The organism is Rhodococcus sp. NPDC059234, from assembly GCF_042754225.1.
Classification (GTDB): Bacteria; Actinomycetota; Actinomycetes; order Mycobacteriales; family Mycobacteriaceae; genus Rhodococcus_G.
On the sequence record NZ_JBHZAH010000029.1, the window covers coordinates 22,537 to 47,868 of the forward strand.

27 protein-coding genes are annotated in these 25,332 nt (G+C 71.1%); 13 read left to right on the forward strand and 14 right to left on the reverse strand.

Annotated features, from left to right (window positions below; translation table 11 throughout):
• Positions 1 to 94: 94 nt before the first annotated feature.
• The gene (locus ACFXGJ_RS09180) at positions 95 to 361 is read right to left on the reverse strand and encodes a DUF2631 domain-containing protein (RefSeq protein ID WP_378618038.1); all 267 of its coding nucleotides are present in this window, start codon (positions 359 to 361) and stop codon (positions 95 to 97) included.
• A 68-nt stretch (positions 362 to 429) separates the two neighbouring features.
• Complete coding sequence (locus ACFXGJ_RS09185; RefSeq protein ID WP_378618065.1) at positions 430 to 969, reverse strand: DUF1990 family protein; 540 nt, start codon at positions 967 to 969, stop codon at positions 430 to 432.
• A gap of 55 nt (positions 970 to 1,024) precedes the next feature.
• Between ACFXGJ_RS09185 and ACFXGJ_RS09190 the strand changes: the two genes are divergently transcribed.
• The 6 genes from ACFXGJ_RS09190 (at position 1,025) to ACFXGJ_RS09215 (ending at position 7,799) form a co-directional block, all read left to right on the forward strand.
• Complete coding sequence (locus ACFXGJ_RS09190) at positions 1,025 to 1,321, forward strand: hypothetical protein (RefSeq protein WP_378618039.1); 297 nt, start codon at positions 1,025 to 1,027, stop codon at positions 1,319 to 1,321.
• A complete protein-coding gene (dxr, locus tag ACFXGJ_RS09195; protein WP_378618040.1) occupies positions 1,302 to 2,546 on the forward strand; it encodes a 1-deoxy-D-xylulose-5-phosphate reductoisomerase in 1,245 nt (414 codons plus the stop codon). The genes ACFXGJ_RS09190 and dxr overlap by 20 nt, the downstream gene beginning before the upstream one ends.
• Before the next feature lie 7 nt (positions 2,547 to 2,553).
• A complete protein-coding gene (locus ACFXGJ_RS09200; protein WP_378618041.1) occupies positions 2,554 to 3,777 on the forward strand; it encodes a M50 family metallopeptidase in 1,224 nt (407 codons plus the stop codon).
• 47 nt (positions 3,778 to 3,824) lie between these two features.
• Positions 3,825 to 4,982: a flavodoxin-dependent (E)-4-hydroxy-3-methylbut-2-enyl-diphosphate synthase gene (ispG, locus tag ACFXGJ_RS09205; RefSeq protein ID WP_378423128.1), complete on the forward strand. Its 1,158-nt coding sequence runs from the start codon at positions 3,825 to 3,827 to the stop codon at positions 4,980 to 4,982.
• 61 nt (positions 4,983 to 5,043) lie between these two features.
• Positions 5,044 to 5,880: a GNAT family N-acetyltransferase gene (locus ACFXGJ_RS09210; protein ID WP_378618042.1), complete on the forward strand. Its 837-nt coding sequence runs from the start codon at positions 5,044 to 5,046 to the stop codon at positions 5,878 to 5,880.
• A gap of 110 nt (positions 5,881 to 5,990) precedes the next feature.
• Complete coding sequence (locus ACFXGJ_RS09215) at positions 5,991 to 7,799, forward strand: penicillin-binding transpeptidase domain-containing protein (protein ID WP_378618043.1); 1,809 nt, start codon at positions 5,991 to 5,993, stop codon at positions 7,797 to 7,799.
• A gap of 63 nt (positions 7,800 to 7,862) precedes the next feature.
• On the opposite strand, the gene ACFXGJ_RS09220 is transcribed toward ACFXGJ_RS09215, so the two are convergent.
• Positions 7,863 to 8,639, reverse strand: coding sequence for a transporter (locus ACFXGJ_RS09220; RefSeq protein ID WP_378618044.1), 777 nt, complete (start codon positions 8,637 to 8,639; stop codon positions 7,863 to 7,865).
• A 75-nt stretch (positions 8,640 to 8,714) separates the two neighbouring features.
• Entirely contained in the window at positions 8,715 to 9,581 is an 867-nt protein-coding gene (locus ACFXGJ_RS09225) for a response regulator transcription factor (protein ID WP_378618045.1), read from the reverse strand.
• Positions 9,582 to 9,682: 101 nt separating this feature from the next.
• On the opposite strand from ACFXGJ_RS09225, the gene ACFXGJ_RS09230 reads away from it, so the two are divergent.
• Positions 9,683 to 11,311, forward strand: a complete 1,629-nt coding sequence (locus ACFXGJ_RS09230) for an AMP-binding protein (RefSeq protein WP_378618046.1) — start codon at positions 9,683 to 9,685, stop codon at positions 11,309 to 11,311.
• Positions 11,312 to 11,412: 101 nt separating this feature from the next.
• Here the strand turns inward: ACFXGJ_RS09230 and ACFXGJ_RS09235 are convergent, their stop codons facing one another.
• From ACFXGJ_RS09235 to ACFXGJ_RS09275, 9 genes are all read right to left on the reverse strand, one after another.
• Positions 11,413 to 11,709 (reverse strand): antibiotic biosynthesis monooxygenase, encoded by a 297-nt coding sequence (locus ACFXGJ_RS09235; RefSeq protein ID WP_378618047.1) that lies wholly within the window; start codon positions 11,707 to 11,709, stop codon positions 11,413 to 11,415.
• Positions 11,706 to 12,524: a dienelactone hydrolase family protein gene (locus ACFXGJ_RS09240; RefSeq protein ID WP_378618048.1), complete on the reverse strand. Its 819-nt coding sequence runs from the start codon at positions 12,522 to 12,524 to the stop codon at positions 11,706 to 11,708. Before ACFXGJ_RS09240 ends, ACFXGJ_RS09235 begins: the two co-directional genes overlap by 4 nt.
• Before the next feature lie 114 nt (positions 12,525 to 12,638).
• A complete protein-coding gene (locus tag ACFXGJ_RS09245; RefSeq protein ID WP_378618049.1) occupies positions 12,639 to 13,625 on the reverse strand; it encodes a GlxA family transcriptional regulator in 987 nt (328 codons plus the stop codon).
• A 35-nt stretch (positions 13,626 to 13,660) separates the two neighbouring features.
• The gene (locus ACFXGJ_RS09250; protein WP_378618050.1) at positions 13,661 to 14,446 is read right to left on the reverse strand and encodes an ABC transporter permease; all 786 of its coding nucleotides are present in this window, start codon (positions 14,444 to 14,446) and stop codon (positions 13,661 to 13,663) included.
• Positions 14,421 to 15,326 carry a 2-aminoethylphosphonate ABC transporter permease subunit gene (locus ACFXGJ_RS09255; protein WP_378618051.1) on the reverse strand — a complete coding sequence of 302 codons (906 nt, stop codon included), beginning with the start codon at positions 15,324 to 15,326 and terminating at the stop codon, positions 14,421 to 14,423. The genes ACFXGJ_RS09250 and ACFXGJ_RS09255 overlap by 26 nt, the downstream gene beginning before the upstream one ends.
• Complete coding sequence (locus ACFXGJ_RS09260) at positions 15,323 to 16,495, reverse strand: ABC transporter ATP-binding protein (RefSeq protein WP_378618052.1); 1,173 nt, start codon at positions 16,493 to 16,495, stop codon at positions 15,323 to 15,325. The genes ACFXGJ_RS09255 and ACFXGJ_RS09260 overlap by 4 nt, the downstream gene beginning before the upstream one ends.
• 1 nt (position 16,496) lies before the next feature.
• Positions 16,497 to 17,564: a 2-aminoethylphosphonate ABC transporter substrate-binding protein gene (locus tag ACFXGJ_RS09265; protein WP_378618053.1), complete on the reverse strand. Its 1,068-nt coding sequence runs from the start codon at positions 17,562 to 17,564 to the stop codon at positions 16,497 to 16,499.
• Positions 17,565 to 17,627: 63 nt separating this feature from the next.
• Positions 17,628 to 18,311: a phosphonatase-like hydrolase gene (locus ACFXGJ_RS09270; RefSeq protein ID WP_378618054.1), complete on the reverse strand. Its 684-nt coding sequence runs from the start codon at positions 18,309 to 18,311 to the stop codon at positions 17,628 to 17,630.
• A gap of 26 nt (positions 18,312 to 18,337) precedes the next feature.
• A complete protein-coding gene (locus ACFXGJ_RS09275; RefSeq protein ID WP_378618055.1) occupies positions 18,338 to 19,465 on the reverse strand; it encodes a TIGR03364 family FAD-dependent oxidoreductase in 1,128 nt (375 codons plus the stop codon).
• A gap of 97 nt (positions 19,466 to 19,562) precedes the next feature.
• Between ACFXGJ_RS09275 and ACFXGJ_RS09280 the strand changes: the two genes are divergently transcribed.
• The 3 genes from ACFXGJ_RS09280 to ACFXGJ_RS09290 all read left to right on the forward strand — a co-directional run bounded on the left by ACFXGJ_RS09280 (position 19,563) and on the right by ACFXGJ_RS09290 (position 21,737).
• Entirely contained in the window at positions 19,563 to 20,102 is a 540-nt protein-coding gene (locus ACFXGJ_RS09280) for an HD family phosphohydrolase (RefSeq protein ID WP_378618056.1), read from the forward strand.
• A complete protein-coding gene (locus tag ACFXGJ_RS09285) occupies positions 20,099 to 20,806 on the forward strand; it encodes a GntR family transcriptional regulator (protein WP_378618057.1) in 708 nt (235 codons plus the stop codon). The genes ACFXGJ_RS09280 and ACFXGJ_RS09285 overlap by 4 nt, the downstream gene beginning before the upstream one ends.
• 61 nt (positions 20,807 to 20,867) lie before the next feature.
• Positions 20,868 to 21,737: a type 1 glutamine amidotransferase domain-containing protein gene (locus ACFXGJ_RS09290; protein ID WP_378618058.1), complete on the forward strand. Its 870-nt coding sequence runs from the start codon at positions 20,868 to 20,870 to the stop codon at positions 21,735 to 21,737.
• Positions 21,738 to 21,768: 31 nt separating this feature from the next.
• Here ACFXGJ_RS09290 and ACFXGJ_RS09295 read toward each other — a convergent pair whose 3' ends face one another.
• Positions 21,769 to 22,125, reverse strand: coding sequence for a hypothetical protein (locus ACFXGJ_RS09295; RefSeq protein WP_378618059.1), 357 nt, complete (start codon positions 22,123 to 22,125; stop codon positions 21,769 to 21,771).
• A 144-nt stretch (positions 22,126 to 22,269) separates the two neighbouring features.
• Between ACFXGJ_RS09295 and ACFXGJ_RS09300 the strand changes: the two genes are divergently transcribed.
• The 3 genes from ACFXGJ_RS09300 (at position 22,270) to ACFXGJ_RS09310 (ending at position 24,897) form a co-directional block, all read left to right on the forward strand.
• Complete coding sequence (locus tag ACFXGJ_RS09300; RefSeq protein WP_378618060.1) at positions 22,270 to 22,458, forward strand: ChaB family protein; 189 nt, start codon at positions 22,270 to 22,272, stop codon at positions 22,456 to 22,458.
• A 67-nt stretch (positions 22,459 to 22,525) separates the two neighbouring features.
• Positions 22,526 to 23,383: a type I methionyl aminopeptidase gene (gene map, locus ACFXGJ_RS09305; RefSeq protein WP_378618061.1), complete on the forward strand. Its 858-nt coding sequence runs from the start codon at positions 22,526 to 22,528 to the stop codon at positions 23,381 to 23,383.
• Positions 23,380 to 24,897, forward strand: a complete 1,518-nt coding sequence (locus ACFXGJ_RS09310) for a cobyric acid synthase (RefSeq protein WP_378618062.1) — start codon at positions 23,380 to 23,382, stop codon at positions 24,895 to 24,897. The genes map and ACFXGJ_RS09310 overlap by 4 nt, the downstream gene beginning before the upstream one ends.
• Positions 24,898 to 25,332: the final 435 nt, after the last annotated feature.

Consider the following 25,332-nt stretch of genomic DNA (forward strand, 5'->3'; position numbering starts at 1 on the left):
AGCCGCCGCGGCCGCGGAGTGTGCGGCTCCCGAAACGACTGCGGCCGCGCGGCTCCCGAGGGAGCGGCGCGGCCGCTGTCGTGCGTGTGGGTGTCTACCGCGGCTTGCGGCGACGGATGATGTCGCGCACCAGCATGAAAATCATGAACGAGGAGAGGCCGACCAGCCAGAGGTCCTCGACCTTGCCCTCGTGGTTGCCGATCGTGTAGACGAGCAGGAACGCGGCGAAGAACCAGCCGAGGAAACGGAACAGTCGCGGCGCCTCGCCACTCCAGCCCCAGGCGGCGGACGGAACTTCTGCGGTGTCGACGTGTGCGGCGACGAGGGGCTCGTTGACGCTGGGGTCCAGCTCGGTGGCCACGGTCGATCCTCCTGCTCGTGCGGGTGTGCTTTGGTCTGCATATCGTGGCATACGACCGGGCGTCGTACCTAGCTGGGTCGGCGGGTGCGCGGCGGCCTGCGAAACGCGTCGAGGTACCGGCGGGTGATCACGCGTTGCACCGCCCGATTGACCGGACCGCCCAGCCGGGTCAGCCGCGTGCCGGCGGTGGAGAAGGCGTCGACGACCACCTCGACCCGTCCGGTGTGCGGGTCGTGCTCGACGACGAAGCGTTCCTCGCCGCGCTCGGGGTGACCGGGCAGGGTGCCGTACGCGAACCCGCGGCGGTGCGGCTCGTCGACGACGTACACCACCCGGCACGGCGCGGCGACCGCGCACCACGCGGGACCCACGCGCAGGATCACCGTCGCGCCCGTGACGGCGGTCTCGTCGGTCGACTCGACGCGCACTCCCGCACTCCGGTGCATGTCCCAGCCGAGCAGTGTGCGTGTGGCCCGTTCGAAGTCGTCGGCGCCGCGCCCGATCTCCGCGCTCGCGTGCACGTGGTGGTAGCCGGCCGGCAGCGGTCCACGAGTCGCGCCGACCTCCGGGTAGGTCGGCGAGGCGGCGTGCGCCGAGGCGAGGTCCACGGCCGCCATCCTGTCAGCCTGGCGGCGGGGGCGCCGGAACCGAACGGTGTACTACATGACGATCCTGGTGACGGGCGCGACCGGAAGCATCGGACGGCTGGTCGTCGACCACCTGCCCGCCATCGGTGCGGTGCTCGGTAGGCCCGTGGAGTTCGTCCGGGTGAGCGCGGGGGAGGCCGTCGAGATCCTCGAGCCCGTCATGGGGGCGAACGCTCGCTTCTACATCGACACCGCGGTCGCGTCGCTGGTCGGCGCCCCGCAGCCGGCGACCGACACGGTCGCCGCAGTGACCGGGCGCGGCGGGACGACGTTCGCCGAGTGGGCCGCCGCCAATGCGGGCGCGTTCACCTGATCGCCGCCTCGGGAGTCCTGTCAGGCTGCTCTCAGGTGCCATCGGGAACAATGGATGCGTGGTCGACACATCCTCTTCGGCGCCGACGCGCGTCCTCCTCCTCGGCAGCACCGGCTCGATCGGCACCCAGGCCCTCGAGGTCATCGCCGCCAACCCCGACAAGTTCACCGTCGTCGGACTCGCGGCCGGCGGCGGCAACCTCGACCTGCTGGCCGAGCAGCTCCGCGCCACCGGCGTCACGAACGTCGCCGTCGCCGACCCGGCTGCCGCGGCCCGGCTGGAGATTCCCGGTGTCCTGTCCGGGCCCGACGCGGTCACCGAACTGGTCCGCACCACCGAGGCCGACGTGGTGCTCAACGCGCTGGTCGGCTCGCTCGGTCTCGCCCCGACCCTGGCCGCGCTCGAGTCCGGCGCCCGGTTGGCGCTGGCGAACAAGGAGTCGCTGGTCGCGGGCGGCCCGCTGGTGACCGCGGCGGCCGCCCCCGGCCAGATCGTGCCGGTCGACTCCGAGCATTCGGCGCTGGCGCAGTGCCTGCGCGGCGGGCGCGCCGAGGAGGTGGACCGGCTGGTGCTCACCGCGTCGGGCGGCCCGTTCCGCGGCTGGACCGCCGCCGCGCTCGAGTCCGTCACCCCCGAGCAGGCGGGCGCCCACCCGACCTGGTCGATGGGCCCGATGAACACCCTCAACTCGGCGACCCTGGTCAACAAGGGGCTCGAGCTGATCGAGACCCATCTGCTCTTCGGCATCGACTACGACCGGATCGACGTGACCGTGCATCCGCAGTCGATCGTGCACTCGATGGCCACCTTCACCGACGGCTCCACCCTCGCCCAGGCCAGTCCGCCCGACATGCGGCTGCCGATCGCCCTCGCGCTCGGCTGGCCGGACCGGGTGCCCGGCGCGGCCGCCGCCTGCGACTTCTCCACCGCCGCGACGTGGACGTTCGAGCCCCTCGACAACGCCGTCTTCCCGGCCGTGGACCTGGCCCGCGCCGCGGGGACGGCGGGCGGCTGCATGACCGCGGTGTACAACGCCGCCAACGAGGTCGCCGCGCAGTACTTCCTCGACGGGGTCGCAAGCTTCCCGTCCATCGTCCGGACGGTCGAGAAGGTCCTCGTGGGTGGCGATCAGTGGTCGGCGCCACCGGCTACCGTGGACGACGTGCTCGCCGCCGACGGCTGGGCGCGGGCACGGGCACACGAACTCGTCGAGCGGAAGGGCTAGAGCGACCATGTTGATCTTCGGCGTGATCCTGTTCGCACTCGGCATCACCGTCTCGATCGCCCTGCACGAGGCCGGCCACATGTGGACCGCCCGCGCGCTGGGCATGAAGGTCCGCCGCTACTACATCGGTTTCGGCCCGAAGATCTTCTCGTTCCGTCGCGGCGAGACCGAGTACGGCCTCAAAGCCATTCCGGCGGGCGGGTTCTGCGACATCGCGGGCATGACCCAGCACGACGAGCTCGCGCCGGACGAGGTCGACCGGGCGATGTACAAGCAGAAGACGTGGAAGCGCCTCGTCGTGATGTCCGGCGGCATCGTGATGAACTTCGTGCTCGGCATCGTGCTGGTGTTCGTGCTCGCGATGGGCTGGGGTCTGCCGAACCCCGAGACGCGCGCGGTCGTCAACGGCCTCGTCTGCGTCGCGCCCTCGCAGAGTGCGGGACCGGACTACGCCTTGGCGGCGTGCACCGGCGCTGGACCGGCGCAGACGGCGGGTATCCGGGAGGGCGACGTCATCGTCGCGGTGAACGGCAAGAGCACCGACACCTTCTCGGACGTGGTGAAGGCGACGCAGCCGCTGACCGGCACCGCCGAGTACACCGTCGAGCGGGACGGCCAGCGGCTGGTGATCCCGGTGCAGGTGACGCAGGCCCAGCGGTACGTGAACAACCCGGCCAACACCGACAGCGAGTCGCTGCCCCCGGTCTCCAAGGACGTCGGCGCCATCGGCATCGCGGCCCCGCCCGCCCTGGTCCAGTACTCGGCGCTGGGCGCGGTGCCCGCGACGTTCTCGTTCACCGGCGACATCTTCGGTCGCAGCGTGCAGGGCCTGGTCCAGATGCCCGGCAAGGTCGTCGACCTGTGGCACTCCGTCACCGGCGGTGAGCGCGGACTCGACACCCCCGTCAGCGTGGTCGGCGCCTCGGTGATCGGCGGCCAGGCGGCCGAGCACAGCAACTGGGAGACGTTCATCCTCCTGCTGGCGACGCTGAACTTCTTCCTCGGCATCTTCAACCTGCTGCCGCTGCTGCCGCTCGACGGCGGACACATGGCCGTGGCGCTCTACGAGAAGATCCGCAACGTGATCCGCGGCCGCCGCGGCCTGCCGGTGGGCGCCCCGGTCGACTACGCGAAGCTGATGCCGCTGACCTACGTGGTGATCGTGATCGGCGGGGCGTACATGCTGCTGACGCTGACCGCGGACATCGTCAATCCGATCAAGATTTTCTAGCGACGCTAGACTTTTGGCATACCGCAACCCCGAAAGAAGGCACTTCCGTGACTAGCTCCGTTGGACTGGGCATGCCCGCCGGCCCGGCCGCCGTGCTCGCACCCCGGCGCAAGACCCGGCAGCTGATGGTCGGCAACGTCGGGGTCGGCAGCGAGTCGCCGGTGTCGGTGCAGTCGATGTGCACCACCAAGACCCACGACGTCAACGCGACGCTGCAGCAGATCGCCGAGCTCACCGCGTCCGGCTGCGACATCGTCCGCGTCGCGTGTCCGCGTCAGGAGGACGCCGACGCGCTCGCGACGATCGCGAAGAAGAGCCAGATCCCGGTCATCGCCGACATCCACTTCCAGCCGCGCTACATCTTCGCGGCGATCGACGCGGGCTGCGCGGCGGTACGGGTGAACCCCGGCAACATCAAGGAGTTCGACGGCCGGGTGGCGGAGGTGGCCAAGGCGGCCGGCGACGCGGGCATTCCGATCCGGATCGGTGTCAACGCCGGTTCGCTGGACCCGCGGCTGATGCAGAAGTACGGCAAGGCCACCCCGGAGGCGCTGGTCGAGTCGGCGCTGTGGGAGGCGAGCCTGTTCGAGGAGCACGGCTTCGGCGACATCAAGATCTCGGTCAAGCACAACGACCCGGTGATCATGGTCGAGGCGTACCGGCAGCTGGCCGCGCAGTGCGACTACCCGCTGCACCTCGGCGTGACCGAGGCGGGCCCGGCGTTCCAGGGCACCATCAAGTCCGCCGTCGCGTTCGGCGCGCTGCTCTCGGAGGGCATCGGCGACACCATCCGGGTCTCGCTCTCCGCGCCGCCCGCCGAGGAGATCAAGGTCGGCACGCAGATCCTGCAGTCGCTGAACCTGCGCCCGCGCAAGCTCGAGATCGTGTCCTGTCCGTCCTGCGGGCGGGCCCAGGTGGACGTGTACACGCTCGCCGAACAGGTCACCGCGGGCCTCGAGGGCATGGAGATCCCGCTCCGCGTCGCCGTGATGGGCTGTGTCGTCAACGGTCCCGGCGAGGCTCGCGAGGCCGACCTCGGTGTGGCGTCCGGCAACGGCAAGGGCCAGATCTTCGTCAAGGGCAAGGTCATCAAGACCGTGCCGGAGGCGCAGATCGTGGAGACGCTGATCGAGGAGGCGATGCGGATCGCCGAGGAGATTGGTGACGATTCCGACTCGGGGACACCGGTCGTCACCGTCAGCTGACTCGGCCCCGTAATGTGGATCTCACGTCCACTTCCTTCCGACCGCACCCGGGGGTGACTCGGTGCTCAAACTGCTCGGCGCCCGGCAGCTCGGCTCACGCGACCGTGCCGATGTGCTTCGGGTGCTCGACGCCGACCCCGTCGCCTCCTGCATGGTGGCCGCACGCGTCCAGGATCTGGGCGTCGAGCCGCGGTCGATCAACGGTGAGCTGTGGAGTCGCGGCGGACCGGACGAGTCGTTGTGCTTCTCCGGCGCGAACATGGTGCCGCTGCGCGGGAGCCTGAGCGATCTGCGTGCCTTCGCCGACCGGGCCTGTCGGGTCCCGCGGATGTGTTCGTCGCTGGTCGGTCGCGCGGAGCTGGCACTGCCGCTGTGGGAGATGCTCGAGTCGGACTGGGGTCCGGCGCGCGAGGTGCGCGCGGACCAGCCGCTGATGGCCCTCGCCGCGCAGCCGACCATCGCACCCGATCCGTCGGTGCGGCTGGTCCGGATGGACGAACTCGACACCTACCTGGTCGCGGCGATCGCGATGTTCATCGAGGAGGTCGGCGTCGACCCCCGTGCGAACGACGGCGGCCGCGGCTACCGGCGCCGGGTGGCCGGGCTGATCGCCTCGAACCGCGCCTTCGCCCGGTTCGAGGACGGCGAGGTGGTGTTCAAGGCGGAGATCGGGTCGGCCTCGCGGCAGGTCGGACAGATCCAGGGTGTGTGGGTGAACCCGCGATACCGGTGTCAGGGGATCGGTGCGGCCGGAACCGCGGCCGTCGCGTCGGCGGTACTCGCCGGCGGGCGGACGGCGAGCCTGTACGTCAACAGCTTCAACCGGCCCGCACGGCGGACCTACGACCGGATCGGGTTCACGCAGGTGGCGACCTTCGCCACGGTCCTCCTGGACTGAGCGGCTGCGCCGCCCGGGCGCGATCGGTACCCCGGGCAGGGTGAAAATCACTCACAGTTCGCGAGGCGCCTGCCCCGGCCGTTGCCGGTGCGCCCCTAGGATGGGCACCGATGATCTCCCGAGTCTCCCGCCGCGCCTCCACGTCCCTCGCTGTCGTCGTGACGGCGGCCCTCGCTGCCGGCGTCGGGGCCTGCACGCCCAAGCCGGACGGTCCGGAACCGGCTGCGCAGCAGTTCTTCTCCGCATTGGCCGACCGTGACACCGCGAAGGCGGCCGCGTTGTCCGACCGGCCCGACGCGGCGAAGTCCGCGCTGGAGTCGGCCTGGACGAAACTGCAGGCGGAGTCGTTGACCACGACGCTGGGGTCGGTGCGGGTCAACGGAGACACCGCCACCGTCGGCTACACGTACGAGTGGCACCTGCCCAAGGATCGGGTGTGGACGTACTCGGGCGATCTGCAGATGGGCCGGCGCAACGGAGACTGGGCGGTGCGCTGGAGCTCGACCGACCTGCACCCCAAGCTCGGTGAGACACAGACGATGTCGCTGCGCGCGACGCCCGCGCCGCGGGCCCGGGTCAACGAGCGGTCGGGCACGGACGTCCTGGTTCCCGGCACGGTCGAACGAATCAAGTTGAACGCCAAGGAGGCCGGGAACCTGGGATCGGTGGCGTCCACGCTGGCGACGACGCTCGCCCCGTTCGACAAGTCGCTGACCGCACAGTCGATCGCGGAGTCGGCCTCCACCGCGAAGGGTGACTATCCGGTGGCGACGTTGAGTCAGGACGACTACGCGTCCGTCGCGGCGACGCTGCAGGCTCTGCCCGGGGTGTCGGTGACCGAGGAGGCCGACCTGGTGCCCACCGACCGCGGCTTCGCGCCCGACCTGATCAGTCAGGTCAAGAAGCGGGTGATCGACGAGGTCGACGGCAAGGCCGGCTGGAGCGTGGTCACGGTCAACCAGAACGGCATCGACACCGACGTGCTCACCGACACCAAACCTCAACCGGCGCCGTCGTTCTCGGTGAGCCTGGACCGCAACGTCCAGGCCGCCGCGCAGAACGCGGTCAACCCCCGCAGCGAGCAGGCGATGATGGTGGTGATCCAGCCGTCGACCGGCGCGATCCTCGCGGTCGCGCAGAACAAGGCCGCCGACCGCGACGGTCCGGTCGCCTCGATGGGCCTGTACCCGCCCGGCTCGACGTTCAAGATCATCACCGCCGGTGCCGCCATCGACAACGGGCTCGCGAAGCCGGACAGCATGGTCGGCTGTCCGGGCCGGATCGAGATCGGGGAGCGGTCGGTCCCGAACTACAACGAATTCGCGTTGGGCACCGTCTCGATGAGCACCGCCTTCGCGCGCTCGTGCAACACCACGTTCGCGAAGCTGGCCAGCGAGATGAAGTCCGACACGCTGACGGTCGCGGCCGCGCGCTACGGCATCGGCCCCGACTACACGGTGCCCGGGCTGCCGACCGAGTCCGGATCGGTGCCCCCCGCCTCGGACCTCGTGCAGCGCACCGAGGACGGCTTCGGTCAGGGCAAGGTGGTGGTGAGCACGTTCGGGATGGCACTGGCCGCGGCCACCGTCGCGCACGGGTCCACGCCGGTCCCGCAGTTGATCATGGGGGAGGAGACGAAGATCGACGGCGCGCACCCGCCGATCACCCCGGCGATGGTCGACGGGCTGCGGGGGATGATGCGGGAGGTGGTCACCAGCGGCACCGCCACCCGGATCGCCGGCGAGGGCGAGGTGTACGGCAAGACCGGGGAGGCCGAGGTCGACGGCGGCTCGCACGCGTGGTTCGTCGGGTACCGCGGCGATATCGCGTTCGCGACCCTGGTGGTGCGGGGCGGCAGTTCCGACAACGCGGTCGCCGTCACCAAGGACATGTTCGACGCGCTGCCCGACGGGTACTGAGCGGCGGAACGCCGTGCCCGGGGTGACGCCGGACGTCGGCTCGCGCCGGGCCTCGGCTGCCCGTCAGGTGTTCGTGTACACCCGGCACTCGGTGATCGTGTGGTTCTTGCGGTTGAGGTAGGCGAAGAGCACGGCGGGGTTGCCGTCCACGGTGCAGGACGCGGTGACGGTGTCGCCGGCGGCGATCAGCTTGGTCAGGTCGGTGACCTTCGCGCCGCCGAGCAGTCGCAGCGAACGCTCGTCGCCGCGCTGCGCGGACTCGACCAGCCGTTCCACGACCTGCTTGCCCGCCTTGCCGACGCTGCGGACCGCGGCGCCGAACGCCAGCGTCCCGCCGAGGCCCTGCAGGCGCAGCATCCGGGCGCCCATCCCCATCCCGACCTTCAGTTTCGCGGGGTCGATCCCAGCGACCTGAGCGAACATCGGCGCGACCTCCCAGTGCGCGGCGATCCGGCGGATTCGCGGCTCCCCGTCGTCGAGGGTGGTCTCGTAGAGCAGGTGCATCGGGGCGCGCGCGGTGACGCCGCCGCCGAGCCGGGTCTCGATGGTCACGTCGCGCACGACGTCGAGTCCGCTGACGATGTCGTCGCGTTCGACGTGGAAGCGAATGTCGTTGGGGCCGATGAAGGTGTCCCAGAACCGGGCGAGGGGTTCGCCGCCGCGTCTGCCGCTGCGCCTGTCGTAGAGGCCGCCGAGCACGGGCCGTCCGCCGACCGGGTCCTCGACGACGTGGCGGCGGGCGAACAGGTCCAGCCAGGCCTGCCTGTCGTGGACGGCCACGGCGGCGGGGGAGGCGTGGGCCAACGCGAGCAGGTCGGCGGCGGTCGGTTGCACGGACATGGCACTCCCGGGATCGGGGACGACGGATTCTCGGAGTATGCCAGGGAATCCTAGAACCTGTTCTAACTTTCTGGGCTACGGAAGCAGGCCGAGCCGGCGCGCCGCGACCACGGCCTCGTGCCGCGAGTGCGCGTCCAGCTTTCCCATCGCGTTGCGCAGATAGCTCTTGACCGTCTCCGGCTTCAGCGAGAGGCGATGGGCGACTTCGCTGTTCGTGCAGCCGAGGGCGATGTGCGCCAGGACGTCGAGTTCGCGCGGCGACAGTCCGACATCCGACGCGGCGGCACCCTCGCCGTCGCCGACGAGGCCCGCCAGCCTCTCGGCGACGGCCCGTAGCCGAGAACCGAGCTGCCTGTCCGGCACCGACTGCGCCAGCCCCCGCAGCTCGGCGTGCGCGTCGCGGATGCCCTCCGACACGGCGGCCGGGGCGGCGCCGCGGGTGGCATCGAGCGCGCCGAGCATCTGCAGGCGGCGGTCCACCTCGTCGCGCACCGCGATCTCCGTCGCGAGCCTGCGCCCGGACGCGACGATCGCCTCGGCGGTGCGGTCGCCGATCGGGGTGCGCTCGCGGACCGCGGCGTAGAGGACCGCCCGGGAGACCCCGGCCACGACCACCGGCACCGCCAGCACCGAGCGGATGCCCTCGCCGAGCACCGGGCGGTCGTAGTGGTGGGTGATGGACAGGGAATTGCTGTAGTCGGGGACCGAGGCCGGCCGGAGCTGGTGGACCACGCGGCCGCCGAGCCCGGAGGCGGGCGGGATGGCGAGGCCGCGGAGCCCGTTCGTGCGGGTCCCGAGGAACTCGGTGAGGTGCAGGGTGCCGTCGTGCACCTCACCCCCGAAGAGCACCGGGACGTTCGCCAGGGCGGCGGCCTGGCGGAGCTCGGCACGCAGGGCGTCGCCGTCGCGGGGGCGCAGCAGGGGAGGGGTTCGGGAGATCATCCGGCTACCCCTTTCCGGGGGTGGTGGAACGGTCGTGTGAGCTAGATCATAAGGGCTATGAAGAATCCGGCGACGGCCGGATCTGCGCTGGAAGGAGCCTCATGGCAATCGACACCGACGTGCGGGTGCACGAGCTGCTGGGACAGTACGACACACCTCAGGCCTGCGCGGCCGACCTGCTGTGCGACCGGCACCCCGCGACCGATGTCGCATTCACCGTGATCGAGTCCGACCTGTCGGCACGCGACCTCACCTACGGCGAGCTGCGCGGCGAGTCCACGAAGTTCGCCGCGGCCCTGGCCGACCTCGGGGTCGAGCCCGGTGACTGCGTGGCGACCCTGATGGGCAAGTCGGCGGAGTTGGTCGTCGCGCTGCTCGGCATCTGGCGGCGCGGCGCGGTGCACGTCCCGCTGTTCACTGCGTTCGCGAGCCCCGCCATCGCGTTCCGGCTCGGGGCCAGTGGCGCGAAGGTGGTGGTCTCGGACCGGAACCAGCTCGCCAAGCTCGCGCCCGGCGAGGACATTCCGGCCGACGCGTCGTGGCGCGTGATCGTCGCGGCGGGGGAGCCGGAGTCGGACGGCCAGCTGCGCTTCGGCGACCTGCTCGCCGCGCACGAGGCGGACGACCCCGAGGGTGCGGCGGTTGCCGTCGGCGGCGATGCTCCCTTGGTCCAGCTGTTCACCAGCGGCACCACCGGAACCCCGAAGGGTGTGCCGGTGCCGGTGCGGGCGCTCGCCTCGTTCCACGGGTACATGGAGTTCGGGCTCGACGTTCGCGAGGACGACGTGTTCTGGAACGCGGCCGATCCCGGCTGGGCGTACGGGCTGTACTACGCGCTGCTCGGACCGATGGCGGCCGGCATCCGCAGCCTGCTGCTGCACTCGGGCTTCTCGGCCCCCCTGACCTGGCAGATCATCGAGAAGTTCGGTGTCACCAATTTCGCGGCCGCCCCGACCGTGTACCGCAGCCTGCGCGCGGACCCGAGTCCGGTGCCGGACGGGCTGTCGCTGCGCCGCGCGTCGTCGGCCGGTGAGCCGCTGACCCCGGACGTGGTGGCGTGGTCGCGGTCCGCGCTCGGTTGCGAGGTCCGGGACCACTACGGGCAGACCGAGCACGGCATGTTCGTCGTCAACGCCTGGGCGGACGGGCTGCGTGAGGAGGTTCCGGCCGGGTCGATGGGCCGGCCGCTCCCGGGATGGTCCTGCGCGGTGCTGCTCGACGACGCGGACGAGGTCGCGCCGCCGCGCACCGCCGGCCGGGTCGCGATCGACACGGCGGCCAGCCCGATGATGTGGTTTACCGGCTACGTCGACGCACCCGAGAAGACCAGTCAGCGGTTCAGCGCGGACGGCCGCTGGTACCTCACCGGCGATGCGGGCAGCACCGACGAGGACGGGCACTTCTTCTTCTCCTCGCGCGACGACGACGTGATCATCATGGCCGGCTACCGGATCGGTCCGTTCGACGTCGAGTCGGTGCTGGTGATGCACGAGCACGTCGTCGAGGCCGCGGTCGTCGGCATGCCGGACGAGCTGCGCGGCGAGGTGCTCGAGGCTTTCGTCGTGCTCCGCGACGGCGTCGAGGGCACCAATGCGCTCGAGGCGGATCTGCAGACGCTGGTGAAGAAGAAGTTCGCCGCGCACGCGTACCCGCGGACCGTGCACTTCGTGCCGTCGCTGCCCAAGACGCCCAGCGGGAAGGTGCAGCGGTACATCCTGCGCAAGGGCTGAGGCACCACCCGTCGAAACGGGGGTTCCTGGTCGGCATTCCGCTCGGATGTCGACCAGGACCCCCGTTCGTCGCTACGGCACCCGTACGTTCGACGCGCCGCTCACAGCAGCCCGTCCTCCAGGCTCTCCAGGTACCGGAACGTGGGCGCCTTCACTCCTGCCTCCTCCCGGATCCGAACCAGCTCGGGGGACTCGAAGAATCGCCTCGCGTCGGTCAGCGACGACCACCTCGAGAAGTGGACGACCTCGTTGGCGTCGAGTGCCAGCCTGAGCAGGTGGTAGTAGATCTCCCCGGCCGCCCTGCGGATCGGGGCGGCGTCGTCGAACACCGCCTTCCAGGCGGCGTAGTCGGCGACCTCGTGGACGATCAGCACGTAGTTCCCGTCGCGGTCGGTCACCGGGCGAGCCGCTCGGCGAAGAAGGCCAGGATCTCGTCGCGCGCGGCGATCGTGGGCGAGCCGGCGGCGTCGATCAGGTGGGCGGTCACAACACTGTGGGGGCTCGCGACCACCTCCGCGAAGAACGGCGCGGGGGTGAGGTCGGCGGCGCTGTCCGGCAGCACCCTTCCGACGAACCGGTCGCCGAGCGCCTCGGTGTACGCGGCGAATCGCCGGGCCCGGCACCACGTGTCGCCGGCGAAGCGGTACGCCAGGACCGTCAGGTCCGCCCGGTCGAGGCGGTCGGCGACGGCCCGGAGGTCGTCCGGCGCAATCTCCAGACCGGCGGGGTCGTCGAGCGGCAGCGACGGCTGACAGAGGACGGGTGCGAGGACCGACTCCTCGAGCACCATGGTGAGCGCGAAGTTGCCCGTGAAGCACATGCCGACCGCGCCCACACCGGGGCCGCCGCACTCCCCGTGCGCGGAACGCGCGAGGGCGCGGAGCCACTGGGTCACCGGACTGGTGCGGTTCGCGCCGAAGGCGCGGAACTCGGCGCTCACGCACGCCCGCTGCATGACGGCGGTGCCCTCCTCGACGGTGGGCACCGCGCCGTCGCGACCGAACAGGGACGGCAGGTACACGGTGAATCCGGCGTCGCGCACCCAGCGCGCGAAACGTGCGACGTGGGGGCTGATTCCGGGCATCTCCGGCATCACGACGACGGCCGGACCCGCACCGGACACCAGGACGACCTTGGTGTCCGAGTCGAAGGTGACGCTGCGCCGGTCGAAGTCCTCGAGCGGATCGTCCTCGGTCATCACACGGGTCGGCATCGGTGGGACTCCTGACTGTGGATCGGTGTGCACGGCGCGAGCGGGTCGATCCTCTCCCCGAATGCGGGCGACGGCGAGGGGCGATACCGCCACGTTCACGGGCGATCCCGCCACCTATCGGTCGGTGTCGCGCGCCCGAAACTGCCTGCGGTACTCGGCCGTGCCGATGCCCACCTGATCCGCGAACAGTCGCCGCAGGGTGCCCGGGTCCCGGTACCCGACCCGGTGGGCGATCGTCGCCAGCGTCAGATCGGTCTCGGCGAGGAGGCGCTTGGCGGCGCCGATCCGGGCCTCCCGCAGGTAGGACAGCGGCGACCGCGCGGCCTCGTCGGCATAGCGGCGCAACAGCGTCCGGGTGCTGACGTGGAACGCGTCTGCCAGTCGGGACAGGCTGTACGGCTCGGCGAGGCGGTCGACCAGCCAGCGCTCGACCGCCGCCGCGAACGGCCCGGTCGCGGTCGCAACCATCGACTCGACGACGTACGGCGCCTGGCTGGTGCGGTTCTCCGGCACGAGGGTGATGCGTGCGGTTGCCCGCGCGACACCGGCGCCGAGGTGGTCGCGAACGATGGCGGTCGCGAGGTCGAGTGACGCGCTGAACGCGGCGGTCGTCGTGACGTGTCCGTCGGCCACCACCAGCGACTCCGCACACACCGTGGACCGCGGATACCGCCTGGCGAGCTGCGACGCGAACAGCCACGAGGTCGTCGACCGCCGCTCGTCCAGCAGGCCGGCCTCGCCGAGCAGGAAGGCACCGACGCACACCGAGGCTATCCGGGTGCGGCGTCGCCCCGCGTCGCGGAGGAAGTCGATCTCGCGGGTCCGGCCGGCGAGCCGGACGGTCATGTCCGCGGTGGGGGACACGTCGAATCCCGGCACGACGAGCAGATCGAATCGGTGGTGCCACCGGTTCGCCCCGATGGTGAACCCGCCCGCCGCGGACACCGGACCGTCCTCCGCGGCGACCACCGATGTCCGGAACAGGTCGGTGCGGGCGGTTCCGTTGTCCCGGGCGACCCGGTTCGCGATCCGGAGGACGTCGGAGACGGCGAACACCTCGGTCGCGAAGCAGTTGTCGTACGCCAGGATCCCGATCCGCATGGCCCTCACGGTATGCGCTCGCGCGCATGACGGGGTCAGCGCCTGCGGATGCGGCCGACGACCAGCAGCGCGACGAGGGTGACGGCGAGCAGGAGGGTGGTGTCGGCGGCGGCCTGGAACACCTGTCCACGGTCGCTGAGGCCGAAGATGGTCACTGGCAACGTCTTCCATGTCGCCGGGTACACCATGACCGTGGCGCCGAGTTCGCCCATCGACAGTGCGATGGACAAGCCGGCGGCGGCGCCGAGGGCGGGCAGCAGCAGCGGCAGCGTCACCCGCGCCAGTACCCTCGCCGGACCGGCGCCCAGCGACTCCGCGGCCTGACGGTAGGCCGGGTCGAGCCGGTCCAGCGCGGCGGAGACGGAGCTGAACGCGAACGCCAGCACCAGCACCGTGTGCGCGAGGATCACGATCCACTTGGTGCCGCCGAGCAGCAGAGGCTCGGAGTTGAAGGCGATCAGCAATCCGAGTCCGATCGCCACCGACGGCACGGCGATCGGCAGGTGGAACGTCGCCTCGGTGGTTGTGCGCAGCCACCCCGGCGCCTCGCGGGCCGCCAGCGCCGCCCAGGTCCCGACGAACAGTGCGAGCGCGCCGGCGATGAACGCCGTCTGCAGACTGACGGCCAGGCTCGCCACGTTCTCGTCCGACAACGCGGCCGCGATGTTCTTGCCGCCGAGATCCGACGGCAGTGGGCCCGTCCACGACCCGGCGAGCGCGGCGAGGACGACGGTGGCGATCGGTGCGACGAACACCACCGCGACCACGAGGCCGAACACCGCCAGGGTCAGCGTCCTAGCGCGGGTGGTCCACAGCAGCACGGCCTGCTCCCATCAGTTTGTCGAACACGAATCGGGACCCGGCGTACAGCGTGAGCGAGAGCACCACCTGGACGGTCGCGATCACCGCTGCACCGGGCAGGTCGAAGGTGACGATGCCGCGGGTGTAGATCAGCACCGGCAGGGTCACCACGTCCTTGGCGCCGGTGAAGAGCACGATGCCGAACTCGTTGAGCGTGAGCAGCAGCACCAGCGAGCCGCCTGCCGACAGTGCCGGCCAGGCCTCGGGCATCACCACGGTGCGCAGTACCCGCCACGGTGACGCACCCAGACTCGCGGCGACGTCGAGTTGTTCGCGGGGCATCTGGGTAAACGCCGCGAGCAGCGGACGCACCACGAACGGGGTGAAGAACGTGACCTCCGCCGCGACGACCCCGAGCGGGGTGTTCAGGAAGTTCAGCGGTCCGCGGTCGGCCCCGGTGAGCGTCGCGATCAGCGCGTTCACCGCGCCGGCGGTGCCGTACAGGAAGGTGAACGCGAGGGTGATCAGGAACGAGGGCAGCGACAGGACGGTGTCGATCAGCCGGCCGGTCACCTTCGACCCCGGGAACGGGACGAAGGCCAGCACGAGCGCCAGGAAGGTGCCGAGCAGCAGGCAGCCGAGCGTAGAGAGCGCGGCGATCTCGACGGTGCGCCACAACGCCTTCCGGAACAGGGACGAATCGAGAACCGCGGTCCAGGTGGACAGGCCGCGGCCGTTCCCGGTGACCGTGGACTCCGCGAGCACCCGGCCCAAGGGGTACACGGCGAAGCCGAGCACCAGCAGCAGCGGCGGCAGGACCCACAGGCCCCGACGCCACCGCGTCGGTCGCGGCCGGACCGGCGCCTGCCCGAGCGCCGGGCGGTCCAGGATCGCGGTCACGACACCGACCCCGGCGCGGGCACCAGCACCGCGCCCCGGTCGGGGAACCGCACGCCCACCTCGGTACCCGCCGCCCGTTCGTCGTGGCCGGTGACGTCCACCTCGATCGGCGACTCGGGCAGGCCCACCAGCGCGACCGTCAGGCGCGTCGAGGACCCGCGCCACACGGTGGCGACGATCCGGGCGGGCAGCGCGCCCCGCTCGTGCGGTGCGACCAGGTCGACTGCGTGCGGCCGGACACAGAGCAGCGCACCGGATTCCGACTCCCAGTCGACACGGCCGATGTCCGGCTGCGGTGCCTGCGCGGTGACGGGGGTGCCGCCGACCGAGACCAGCGCGGAGGTCCCGACGACCCGGGTGACGGTGCACGGCAGCAGGTTCGCGCCGCCGAGGAAGGCCGCGGTGAAGCTGCTGGGCGGGCGCTTCCACAGGTTCTCGGCGGTGTCGACGTCGACGAGACGGGCATCGCGCATCACCGCGATCCGGTCCGCGAGGGCCAGCGCCTCCGACTGGTCGTGCGTGACGTAGAGCATCGCGGTGCCGGGCAACGCGGCGCGCAACTGCTGCAGTTCGGTGAGCATGCTCTGCCGAAGTTGGGCGTCGAGGGCGGCGAGTGGCTCGTCGAGCAGCAAGACCCTCGGCCGGATCGCCAACGCGCGCGCGATCGCGACCCGTTGCTGCTGTCCGCCCGACAGCTCGCGCGGGAAACGCTTGCCGTAGGGGGACATTCCGACCATGGCCAGCGCGTCCGAGACCCGCCCCCCGATCTCCGAGCGCCGGACGCGATGGGCCCGGAGCCCGAAGGCGACGTTCTCGGCGACCCGCATGTGCGGGAACAGCGCGTACGACTGGACCACCACGCCGATTCCGCGCTTGGCCGGCGGCAGGTCGGTGACGTCGGTGTCGCCGAGCCGGACCGCACCGGAGGCGGGCCGGGTGAACCCGGCCAGCGCCTTCAGCGCGGTGGACTTTCCGGACCCGCTGGGCCCCAGGAGGGCGACGGTCTCTCCCGGGGCCACTCGCAGGTTGAAGTCGATCAACGCCCGGGTGGCGCCCCGGCCCCGCCCGTAGGCCACGTTGACGCGGTCGAAGGTGATGGCCGGGGCGTGGTCGACGGCCGTACGGGTGACGGCAGCGTCCGCGGACCGCCGGGTGTTGATCCGTGACATGTCAGCTCCCGGTGGCCTTCTGGTAGGCGGCGACGTCGGCGTCGAGCCCGGCGAGGACGGCGTTCCAGTCCGGCGTCCACACCGTGACGCCGGACAGCAGGCCGGCGGGGGTGGACTTGTCGCCGAGGTCGAGGGTCGCGGCCTCACGGACGTCCTTGCGGACCGAGACGCCGAGGGCGTCGGGGCCGACGGTCTTCTGAGCCTTCTCCGAGAGCAGGTACTCCATCAGCTTCTTGGCCTGTTCGGACCGCGGGGCGCCCTTGGCCAGGCCCATCACGTAGGGCAGCGACACGGTGGTGCGCGACCCGTTCGCCTCGGCCGGGAAGAAGACGCCGAACTTCGAGCCGTCGTCCTTGATGGACGCGAGGTTCATCTGCACGTCGCCGTTCGCGACGAGGAGTTCGCCGTTGCTGACCTTCGGCTGGAGCTTGCCGGTGGAGGAGGACGGGCCGACGTTGTTGGCCTGCAGCTTGCTCAGGTAGTCGAGGCCGCCCTCCTTGCCTCGGAGGTGCTGCAGCAGCAGCAGTACGGCGGTGCCGTCGCCGGCCTGACCGGGCGTGGAGTACTGCAGCTTGCCGCGGTACTGCTCGGTGAGCAGGTCGTCCCAGGTGGCGGGCGCCGGGTTCGCGCCGGGGTTGGCGATGAAGGACAGGAAGTTGCCCACCACCGGCACGTACTTGCCGGCGGGGTCCTTCTCCTCGGCCGGCACGGCGGAGGTGTCGACGCCGCTGGGCTGCAACAGGCCCTGTGCGTCCGCCTTCTGGATGAACGGCGGCAGCGTGACCACGATGTCCGCCTGCGGGTTGGACTGCTCCTTCTCGACGCGGGAGACGACCTCGCCGGAACCTGCCTCGACGAGGTTCACGGCGATCCCGGTCTCCTTGGTGAACTCCGCGAACTGGGGCTTGTACCAGCCGGAGAGGCCGTCGGCGCTGTAGACGGTGACGGTGCCCGCGTCGGACGCACCGGCGGCGGTGCCGGTGCCGCCGCAGGCGGTGAGAGACAAGGCGGTCGCGGCCAGGGCGACGGCGGCGAGACCGGGACGCAGTGAAGCACTGAAGCGGCGCATCGGATTCCTAACTGAGAGTGACGGATCGAGGGTGGGCGGAGCGGTGGAACGCTGGTGGGAGGGCTATCGGTCCAGCAGCAGCTGGGCGAACTCGCGGACCGAGGGCACCACGTGGGTGGCGCCCGCCGCGCGCAGCTGGTGCTCGTCGTGCGCGCCGGTGAGCGCGCCCGCGACGATCGACGCCCCGGCGCGCAGGCCGCTGGTCACGTCGTTGGACGTGTCACCGAGCACGGCAACGTCTTTCACGTCGTCGGCCTGCAGTTGCAGCAGCGCGGTGAGAATCAGGTCCGGGTAGGGGCGGCCGCGGCCGGCCTCGGACGGGGCGAGGGTGAGGTCGGCGAGGGACTGCCAGCCGAGCGCGGCGAGCAGCTTGTCCTGGGTTCCGCGGCTGAACCCGGTGGTCAGCGCCACCCTGATGCCCGCCTCGCGCAGCGTGGTGATCGCGTCGGCCGCACCGGGAATCGGCTCGGCGTTGCCCTCGTCGATCAGGCGGTCGTAGGTGGACTCGAAGGCGGTGTTGGCGGCCCGGGCCCGGTCCTCGTCGCCGAAGAGCGCGCGGAACACGACGATCTTGGACTGGCCCATCGTGTCGAGCACGTACTGGCGGGCGGCGTCGGCCTCGGCACCCTCGGGCGCCAGGCCTGCGGCGTCCGCGGCCGCGGCGAAGGCGCGCAGGACCAGGCCGTCGTCGGCGACCGTGGTGCCGGCCATGTCGAGCACGGCGAGGGTGATTCTTCTGTCGGACAAGGGATCTCCTCGATCTGGATGTGGGCTCAGAGCCCGAGCTGATCTGCGGTCTGTTCGGCCAGCGCGGGCCCGAGGGTCATGCCGCGGCCGCCGGGTCCGGCGACCACCCAGACGCCGGGCGCGGGTTGGCCCCGGTGCACGAGTTCGCCGGAGTCGCGGTGCTGGCTGTAGACACCCGCCCAGCGCTTGACGATCGGCGGCAGCTCGCGGCCCAGCAACTCCTCGACGACGCCGGCCAGGTGCCGGTAGGGCGCCTCGTCCACGTCGAAGTCGAAGGGTTCGTCGTACTCGTGGGTGTCGCCGATGGTCAGCCCGCCGTGCAGGCGCTGCACGCACAGCAGCTGCATCCGGTGCGCCTCCGCGGTCGGGGCCTGCGGCTGCGCGGCCGTCAACGCGTCGAGCGCGGTGCCGGCGAAACCGGGGTAGTACCGCAGGCTGTCGCCGTCCGCGATCGCCGTGGTCAGCGCCTCGCCGAGCGGTGCGGTCTGCATCATCTGCAGCCGCACCCGGCGCAGCGGCAGCTCGCCGGCCAGGTCGCGGGCCAGCCCGCCCAGGGTGGCGCCGGGACACACGATCGCGAGGTCGGCGTCGAAGGTGCGGCCGTGGTCGTCGCGCAGGTGCACGCCCGTGTCGGTGCTGGTGACCTCGCGGACCTCGGCCGGCGCGTGGAAGGTGTAGCGGCCGCCGGCCGCGAGGTGACGGCGGATGGCGGGCAGCGCGATTCGGGATTCCACGGCGCCGTCGCGGCTGCAGTGCAGTCCGGCGAGGTACTTGCCGCGCAGCGCGGGGTTGACCGCGAGGACCCGCTCGGGATCGAGCAGGTCGAAGCCGCGGGCGGCCGCGTCGGGGCGGGCCGCCGCCTGCTCGGCGACGGCCACCTCCTCCGGGGTGCGCAGCAGCGTCAGCGATCCGGCGGGGCGGAAACCGATGTCGGGGACGCGGGCGGCGAGGTCCTCCCACAGCTGTCGGGACCGTAGCGCCGCCTCGAGCTCGTGTTCGGCCCGGCCCGAGACCCACACGAGGCCGAAGTTGCGGACGGTGGCACCGCGCGCCTCGTGCTCACGTTCGAACTGGACGACCTCGTGTCCGCGTCGGACGGCCTCGTCGGCGTGCGCCGTACCGAGGATGCCGCCGCCCACAATTGCAATTCGCATGGGGACAGCATGGGGTTTGGTCTAGACCGTCTCGGGGACGCGCGGGAAACGCTGGATGAACAATTGGTATAGACCAAATCGGTGTACCCTGACCACCATGAACGACCACTCGGAGGTGCTCGAAGAGACTGCCGCCCTGCCGGATTCGCTGCGAGGTGTCTTCGACGGGGAATCGGTGGACGAGCTCGACCATGCGCTGCAGGCGGCAGGACGCGCGCTCGACGACCGCGCCGACGACGAGCTCGTGCTGGCGTCGGCGCTGCACGACCTCGCCCGCAGTCCGCTGCTGGAACCGGCGCACGACCAGCCGCACGACGCGGCCGCGCGCGACTGGCTCACCCCCCGGTTCGGGACTCGGGTCGGCTGGCTGGCTGGCGCGCACGTCGCGGCCAAGCGGTACCTGGTCGCCACCGTGCCCGGCTACCGCGCGACACTGTCGACGGAATCGGTCGTCACGCTCCGGGCGCAGGGCGGGCCGGGGGTGGACGAGGAGCTGGCGGCTCATCCCTGGTGGCCCGACGCGGTGCGGCTGCGCCGCTACGACGATCGCGCGAAAGTGCCTGGTGCGCAGTCGCCGTCGATATCCGAGGTGCTCACGGTCGCGGGCCGGGTGCTCGCGCGGAGGGGGGCGCTGTGACGGAGGCCGGGAACCTGCCCAAGTACTACCGGGTGCGCACCGAACTGGCCGCGATCGTCGCGGAACTGTCCGAGGGCGACGCGGTCCCCGCCGAGCGAGATCTCGCGGCGCGCTTCGCGGTCTCGCGCGAAACGGTCCGCCAGGCGGTGCGCGAGTTGCTCGTCGAGGGACTGATCCAGCGGCGCGGTCGGGGCACCGTCGTCGCGAGTCCCAAACTCGTCCAGCCTCTCTCGCTCGGTTCCTACACCGAGGGCGCGCTCAGTCAGGGGCGGGTGCCCTCGCGCGAGCTCGTCGCCTTCGAGGAGGAATCCGCCGACGCGGAACTGGCGGGGGAACTCTCGATTCCGATCGGTGCGGCCGTGCTCCGGCTCGAACGCGTGCTGCTGGCGGACGGCCAGAAGATCGGGCTGGAGAACACCTACCTCGCGGTCCGGCGGTTCGGCGCGTTGGCGAGCACCTTCGACCCGGGCACCTCGCTGTACGCCGCGATCCGGGCGACCGGCGTGGAGCTCGGCTCGGCGACCGAACGGATCGAGACGGTGCTCGCCTCGCCCCGCGACGCGGCCCTGCTCGACTCGACCACCGCGATGCCGATGCTGCTGCTCGACCGGACCTCGCTGGACACCGACGGGGTGCCGATCGAGCGGGTCCGATCGCTCTACCGCGGGGACCGGATGGCCTTCCTGGCCGTCCTGCGGGAGTAGCGACGCCCACCGTCCGGTGCGGGCCCGGATTTCGCTTCGGATCCAGTGTTAGCGTGCGGAGATGGGCACGGTGCTGGTTCCCCTTCCCGCGTGCGACTTCGACCCGACCGAGGTGGCCGTCAGCTGGCGGGTGCTGCGGCGGCTCGGTCACCGGGTGCGGTTCGCCACCCCCGGCGCGACGGTCGCCACGGCCGACGACCTGATGGTGACCGGGCGGGGCCTCGACCCGTGGGGCGCGATCCCCGGACTGGATCGGGTCGTGCTGGTCGGGCGCGTGCTGCGCGCGAACGTGGTGGCCCGCGCCGATTACGCAGCGCTGCTCGAGGATCCGGAGTTCACCGCGCCGTCCGGCTGGGACGCCGTCGACCTCGACACCGTCGACGGACTCCTGCTCCCCGGCGGCCACCGGGCCCGCGGCATGCGGCCGTACCTCGAGAGCGAGCGACTGCAGGGCCTCGTCGTCGACGCCTTCCGCCGGGACCTTCCGGTGGCGGCGATCTGTCACGGGGTGTTGCTGGCCGCGCGCAGCATCGATCCCCGCACCGGGCGGTCGGTGCTCTACGGTCGCCGCACCACCGCCCTGACCTGGTCGTTGGAATCGCGCGCCTGGCGGGTCGCCCGGGTCACCCGGTTCTGGGACCGGGACTACTACCGCACCTACGTGGAGGCGCCCGGTGAGCCGCGGGGCTACATGGGCGTGCAGCAGGAGGTGACCCGGGCGCTGCGGCAGTCGGGCGACTTCGTCGACGTCGACCCGGACAACCCGAACGCGGCGCTGCAGTCGAGCGGGCGCGCCCGCGACTCGGACGACGACGCCCGGCCCGCGTTCGTGGTGCGGGACGCCAACTACCTGTCTGCGCGCTGGCCCGGTGACGTGCACAGCTTCGCCCGCGGGTTCGCCGAGATGCTGGCGGGCGCCGCGACGGAGTAGAAGACGCTGAGCGCCGCGCTGCCGGACCCGATCACTCGACGAGAAGCCCCGCCCCCATGCTGGCGTAGACCAGCATGAGCACCATCAGCACCCACCCCGCGCCCTGCCAGATCGGCCATGTCCCGCCCGAGCGCCACACACGGTACGTGCGCACGAAGGCCCCGAGCCCGCCGAGCAGGAGGATCGCGGCCGGAGCGACCGCCAGCACCCACCGGTCCGTGGTCGAACAGATGCGGGCCTGGTCGACGGGGCAGTCGTGGTTCGTCGCACCCCACGCGAAGGCGAGTGCCATCGCGACCAGGGCGACTGCGATGACCGCGCAGGTGTACCGCGTCGCCCGCCGAATCGTCGGGGGGTCGTTCCACCGCTTCTCGATGTCGTCCGACATCCGCGCGCCTCGCTCCGGTCGATCGGGTCGTCCGTGTGGCAGGTACGTCCATTGTGCGCCGGGTATCGCGTTGTCCCGGCGGGGCTCGGGGCGGACAATCGACTCACGCGACATCGCATTCTCGATGGACGAAGGAGTGGCGTGGTGAACCGGACCGAGCTCCCACAGACTTTGCGGCGATCGTCGAAGGAGGTGCAGGCGGCCTTCGAAGCGGCGCACGAGACGGCCGTCAAGCAGTATGGCGACGGCGAGGAAGCGCAGCGAGCGGCATACGGGGAGATCAAACGCAGTTTCGAGCTGGTGACCGACCACTGGGTGCCCAAGCGGGACTGACCGGCGGGGAGCCGACACCGTCGGCGTCGTGACGGGTGGCGCACGCGATGCGTCTAACCTGGTGGGCATGCCCGTGCGTACCCAGCTCAGTCCCGGAATCGTCTCGCCGACCCTCGCGGTGCCCGCGAACGTCGAGCGGCCCGAATACGCCTGGAAGCCCACCGTCAACGAGGGTTCCGAGCCGTGGGTCCAGACGCCGGAGACCATCGAGGCGATGCGGGTGGCGAGCCGGATCGCGGCGCAGGCCCTGCAGGAAGCGGGCAAGGCGGTCGCCCCCGGCGTCACGACCGATGCGCTGGACCGCATCGCGCACGAGTACATGATCGACCACGGCGCTTACCCCTCCACCTTGGGCTACAAGGACTTCCCCAAGTCCTGCTGCACCTCGCTCAACGAGGTCATCTGCCACGGCATCCCGGACTCGACGGTGATCGAGGACGGTGACATCGTCAACATCGACGTCACCGCCTACATCGGCGGCGTGCACGGTGACACCAACGCGACCTTCCTCGCCGGCGACGTCGCCGAGGAGAATCGCCTGCTCGTCGAGCGCACCCACGAGGCGACGATGCGCGCGATCAAGGCCGTCAAGCCGGGCCGCGAACTCAACGTCATCGGCCGGGTCATCGAGTCGTACGCCAACCGCTTCGGCTACGGCGTGGTTCGTGACTTCACCGGTCACGGGATCGGCGAGACCTTCCACAACGGCCTGGTGATCCTGCACTACGACCAGCCGAACGTCGACACCGTCATCGAGCCCGGCATGGTGTTCACGATCGAGCCGATGATCAACCTCGGCACCGTCGACTACGACATCTGGGAGGACGGCTGGACGGTCGTCACCAAGGACCGCAAGTGGACGGCCCAGTTCGAGCACACCATCGTGGTCACCGACTCGGGGGCGGAAATCCTCACCCTCCCGTGAGGGGCGCGCTTCTGGTCGCCGGCACCACCTCCGACGCGGGCAAGAGCGTCCTGGTCGCGGGCCTGTGCCGGATGCTGGCCCGACGCGGGGTGTCGGTGGCACCGTTCAAGGCGCAGAACATGTCCAACAATTCCGTCGTCACGCTCGACGGTGGGGAGATCGGCCGCGCGCAGGCACTGCAGGCGCGGGCCTGCGGGCTCGAGCCGAGCGTGCGTTTCAACCCGGTGCTGCTCAAGCCGGGCAGCGACCGCACCTCGCAGCTCGTCGTCCGCGGTAAGGCGGTGACCTCGGTCGGAGCCCGTGACTACATCGAGCACCGTGAATGGCTCCGCGAGGTGGTTGCCGGCGAATTGGCTGCCCTGCGTGACGAATTCGACGTGGTGATCTGCGAGGGCGCCGGCTCGCCCGCCGAGATCAACCTGCGCGCCACCGATCTGGCGAACATGGGGCTGGCGCGGGCGGCCTCGCTGCCGGTGATCGTGGTCGGCGACATCGACCGCGGGGGAGTGCTGGCGCACCTGTTCGGCACCGTCGCCGTGCTCTCGCCGGAGGACCAGGAGCTGATCGCGGGGTTCGTGGTCAACAAGTTTCGCGGCGACGTCGGCCTGCTCGAACCCGGCCTCGAGCAGCTGCGCGCGCTCACCGGACGGCCGACCCTCGGGGTGGTGCCGTTCGCCGAGGGACTGTGGATCGACGCCGAGGACTCGCTGTCCACGACGCCCGACGCCCCCGTCGGGCGACCCGCCTCGCCGGCGGGGCGGGAGTGGCTGCGGGTGGCGGCGGTGCGGTTGCCACGGGTGTCCAACGCCACCGATGTCGAGGCGCTGGCCTGCGAACCGGGCGTGTCCGTGCACTGGGTGAGCGAGCCCTCGCGCCTGGCGGACGTGGACCTGGTGGTGCTCCCGGGCAGTAAGTCCACGGTGTCGGACCTGAACTGGCTGCGCACGAGCGGAATCGCCGACGTCCTCGCCGCCCGTGCGGCCGCCGGACTGCCGATCCTGGGTATCTGTGGTGGCTACCAGATGCTCGGCCGGACCATCGTCGACCACGTCGAGTCCGCCGCGGGCGCCGTCGATGGGCTGGGACTGCTGGACCTGGACGTCGAGTTCGCCAGCGAGAAGGTGCTTCGGCAGTCGACGGGGACCGCGGACGGAATCACGGTGTCCGGCTATGAGATCCATCACGGACGGGTGGTCCGCACCGGGGACGCGGCGCTGTTGCGCGACGACGAGTGCGGCCCGGAGGGCAGCGTGCGCGGACAGGTGTTCGGCACCCACTGGCACGGACTGCTCGAGTCCGACGAGTTCCGGCGGTCCCTGCTCACCCGGGTCGCGGCTGCCACGGGTCGGCAATTCGCCGTCGCCCCGGGCACCTCCGTGGCCGACGAGCGGACCGCCCAACTCGACCTGCTGGCCGACCTGGTGGAGCAGCACCTCGACGTGACGGCGATCGAGCGGCTCATCGACGGCGGTGCGCCGCAGGAACTTCCGGTGATCGAGCATCGGACTCGGTGACGGGCTTCGCGGCGCACACGCGGGCCGGTCGATCGAATTCTCACTACCTTCTTAGATGCCGCCCGACGGGCCGGTGACGAACACCTGACCACCAGGCGATTCGCGCTCGGGCAGGTGCCGACGGCCGACGTGGAAGCACACCGGCATCGGCTGACCAGCGGTGACTCGGGTCGTCGGAACCGCGAATCCATGCGTACCGTGTGCTGTGCAGCGCCGACAGGTCGAGCACTGAACGGCGGTGGCAGCGGCACGATCGGCGTTCGTGCCGATCGTGGCTCGGAGGGCCGGGAGGCTGCTCCACGAGGGGAGAGTGCACAGCGTGTTCGCCACCTGGGGTCGGCTCGTCTACCGCCTCCGATTCACCGTGATCGGTGTGATGGTCGCGTTGATGCTCGGTCTCGGGGCGTACGGCCTCGGTCTGGAAAACAACCTGAG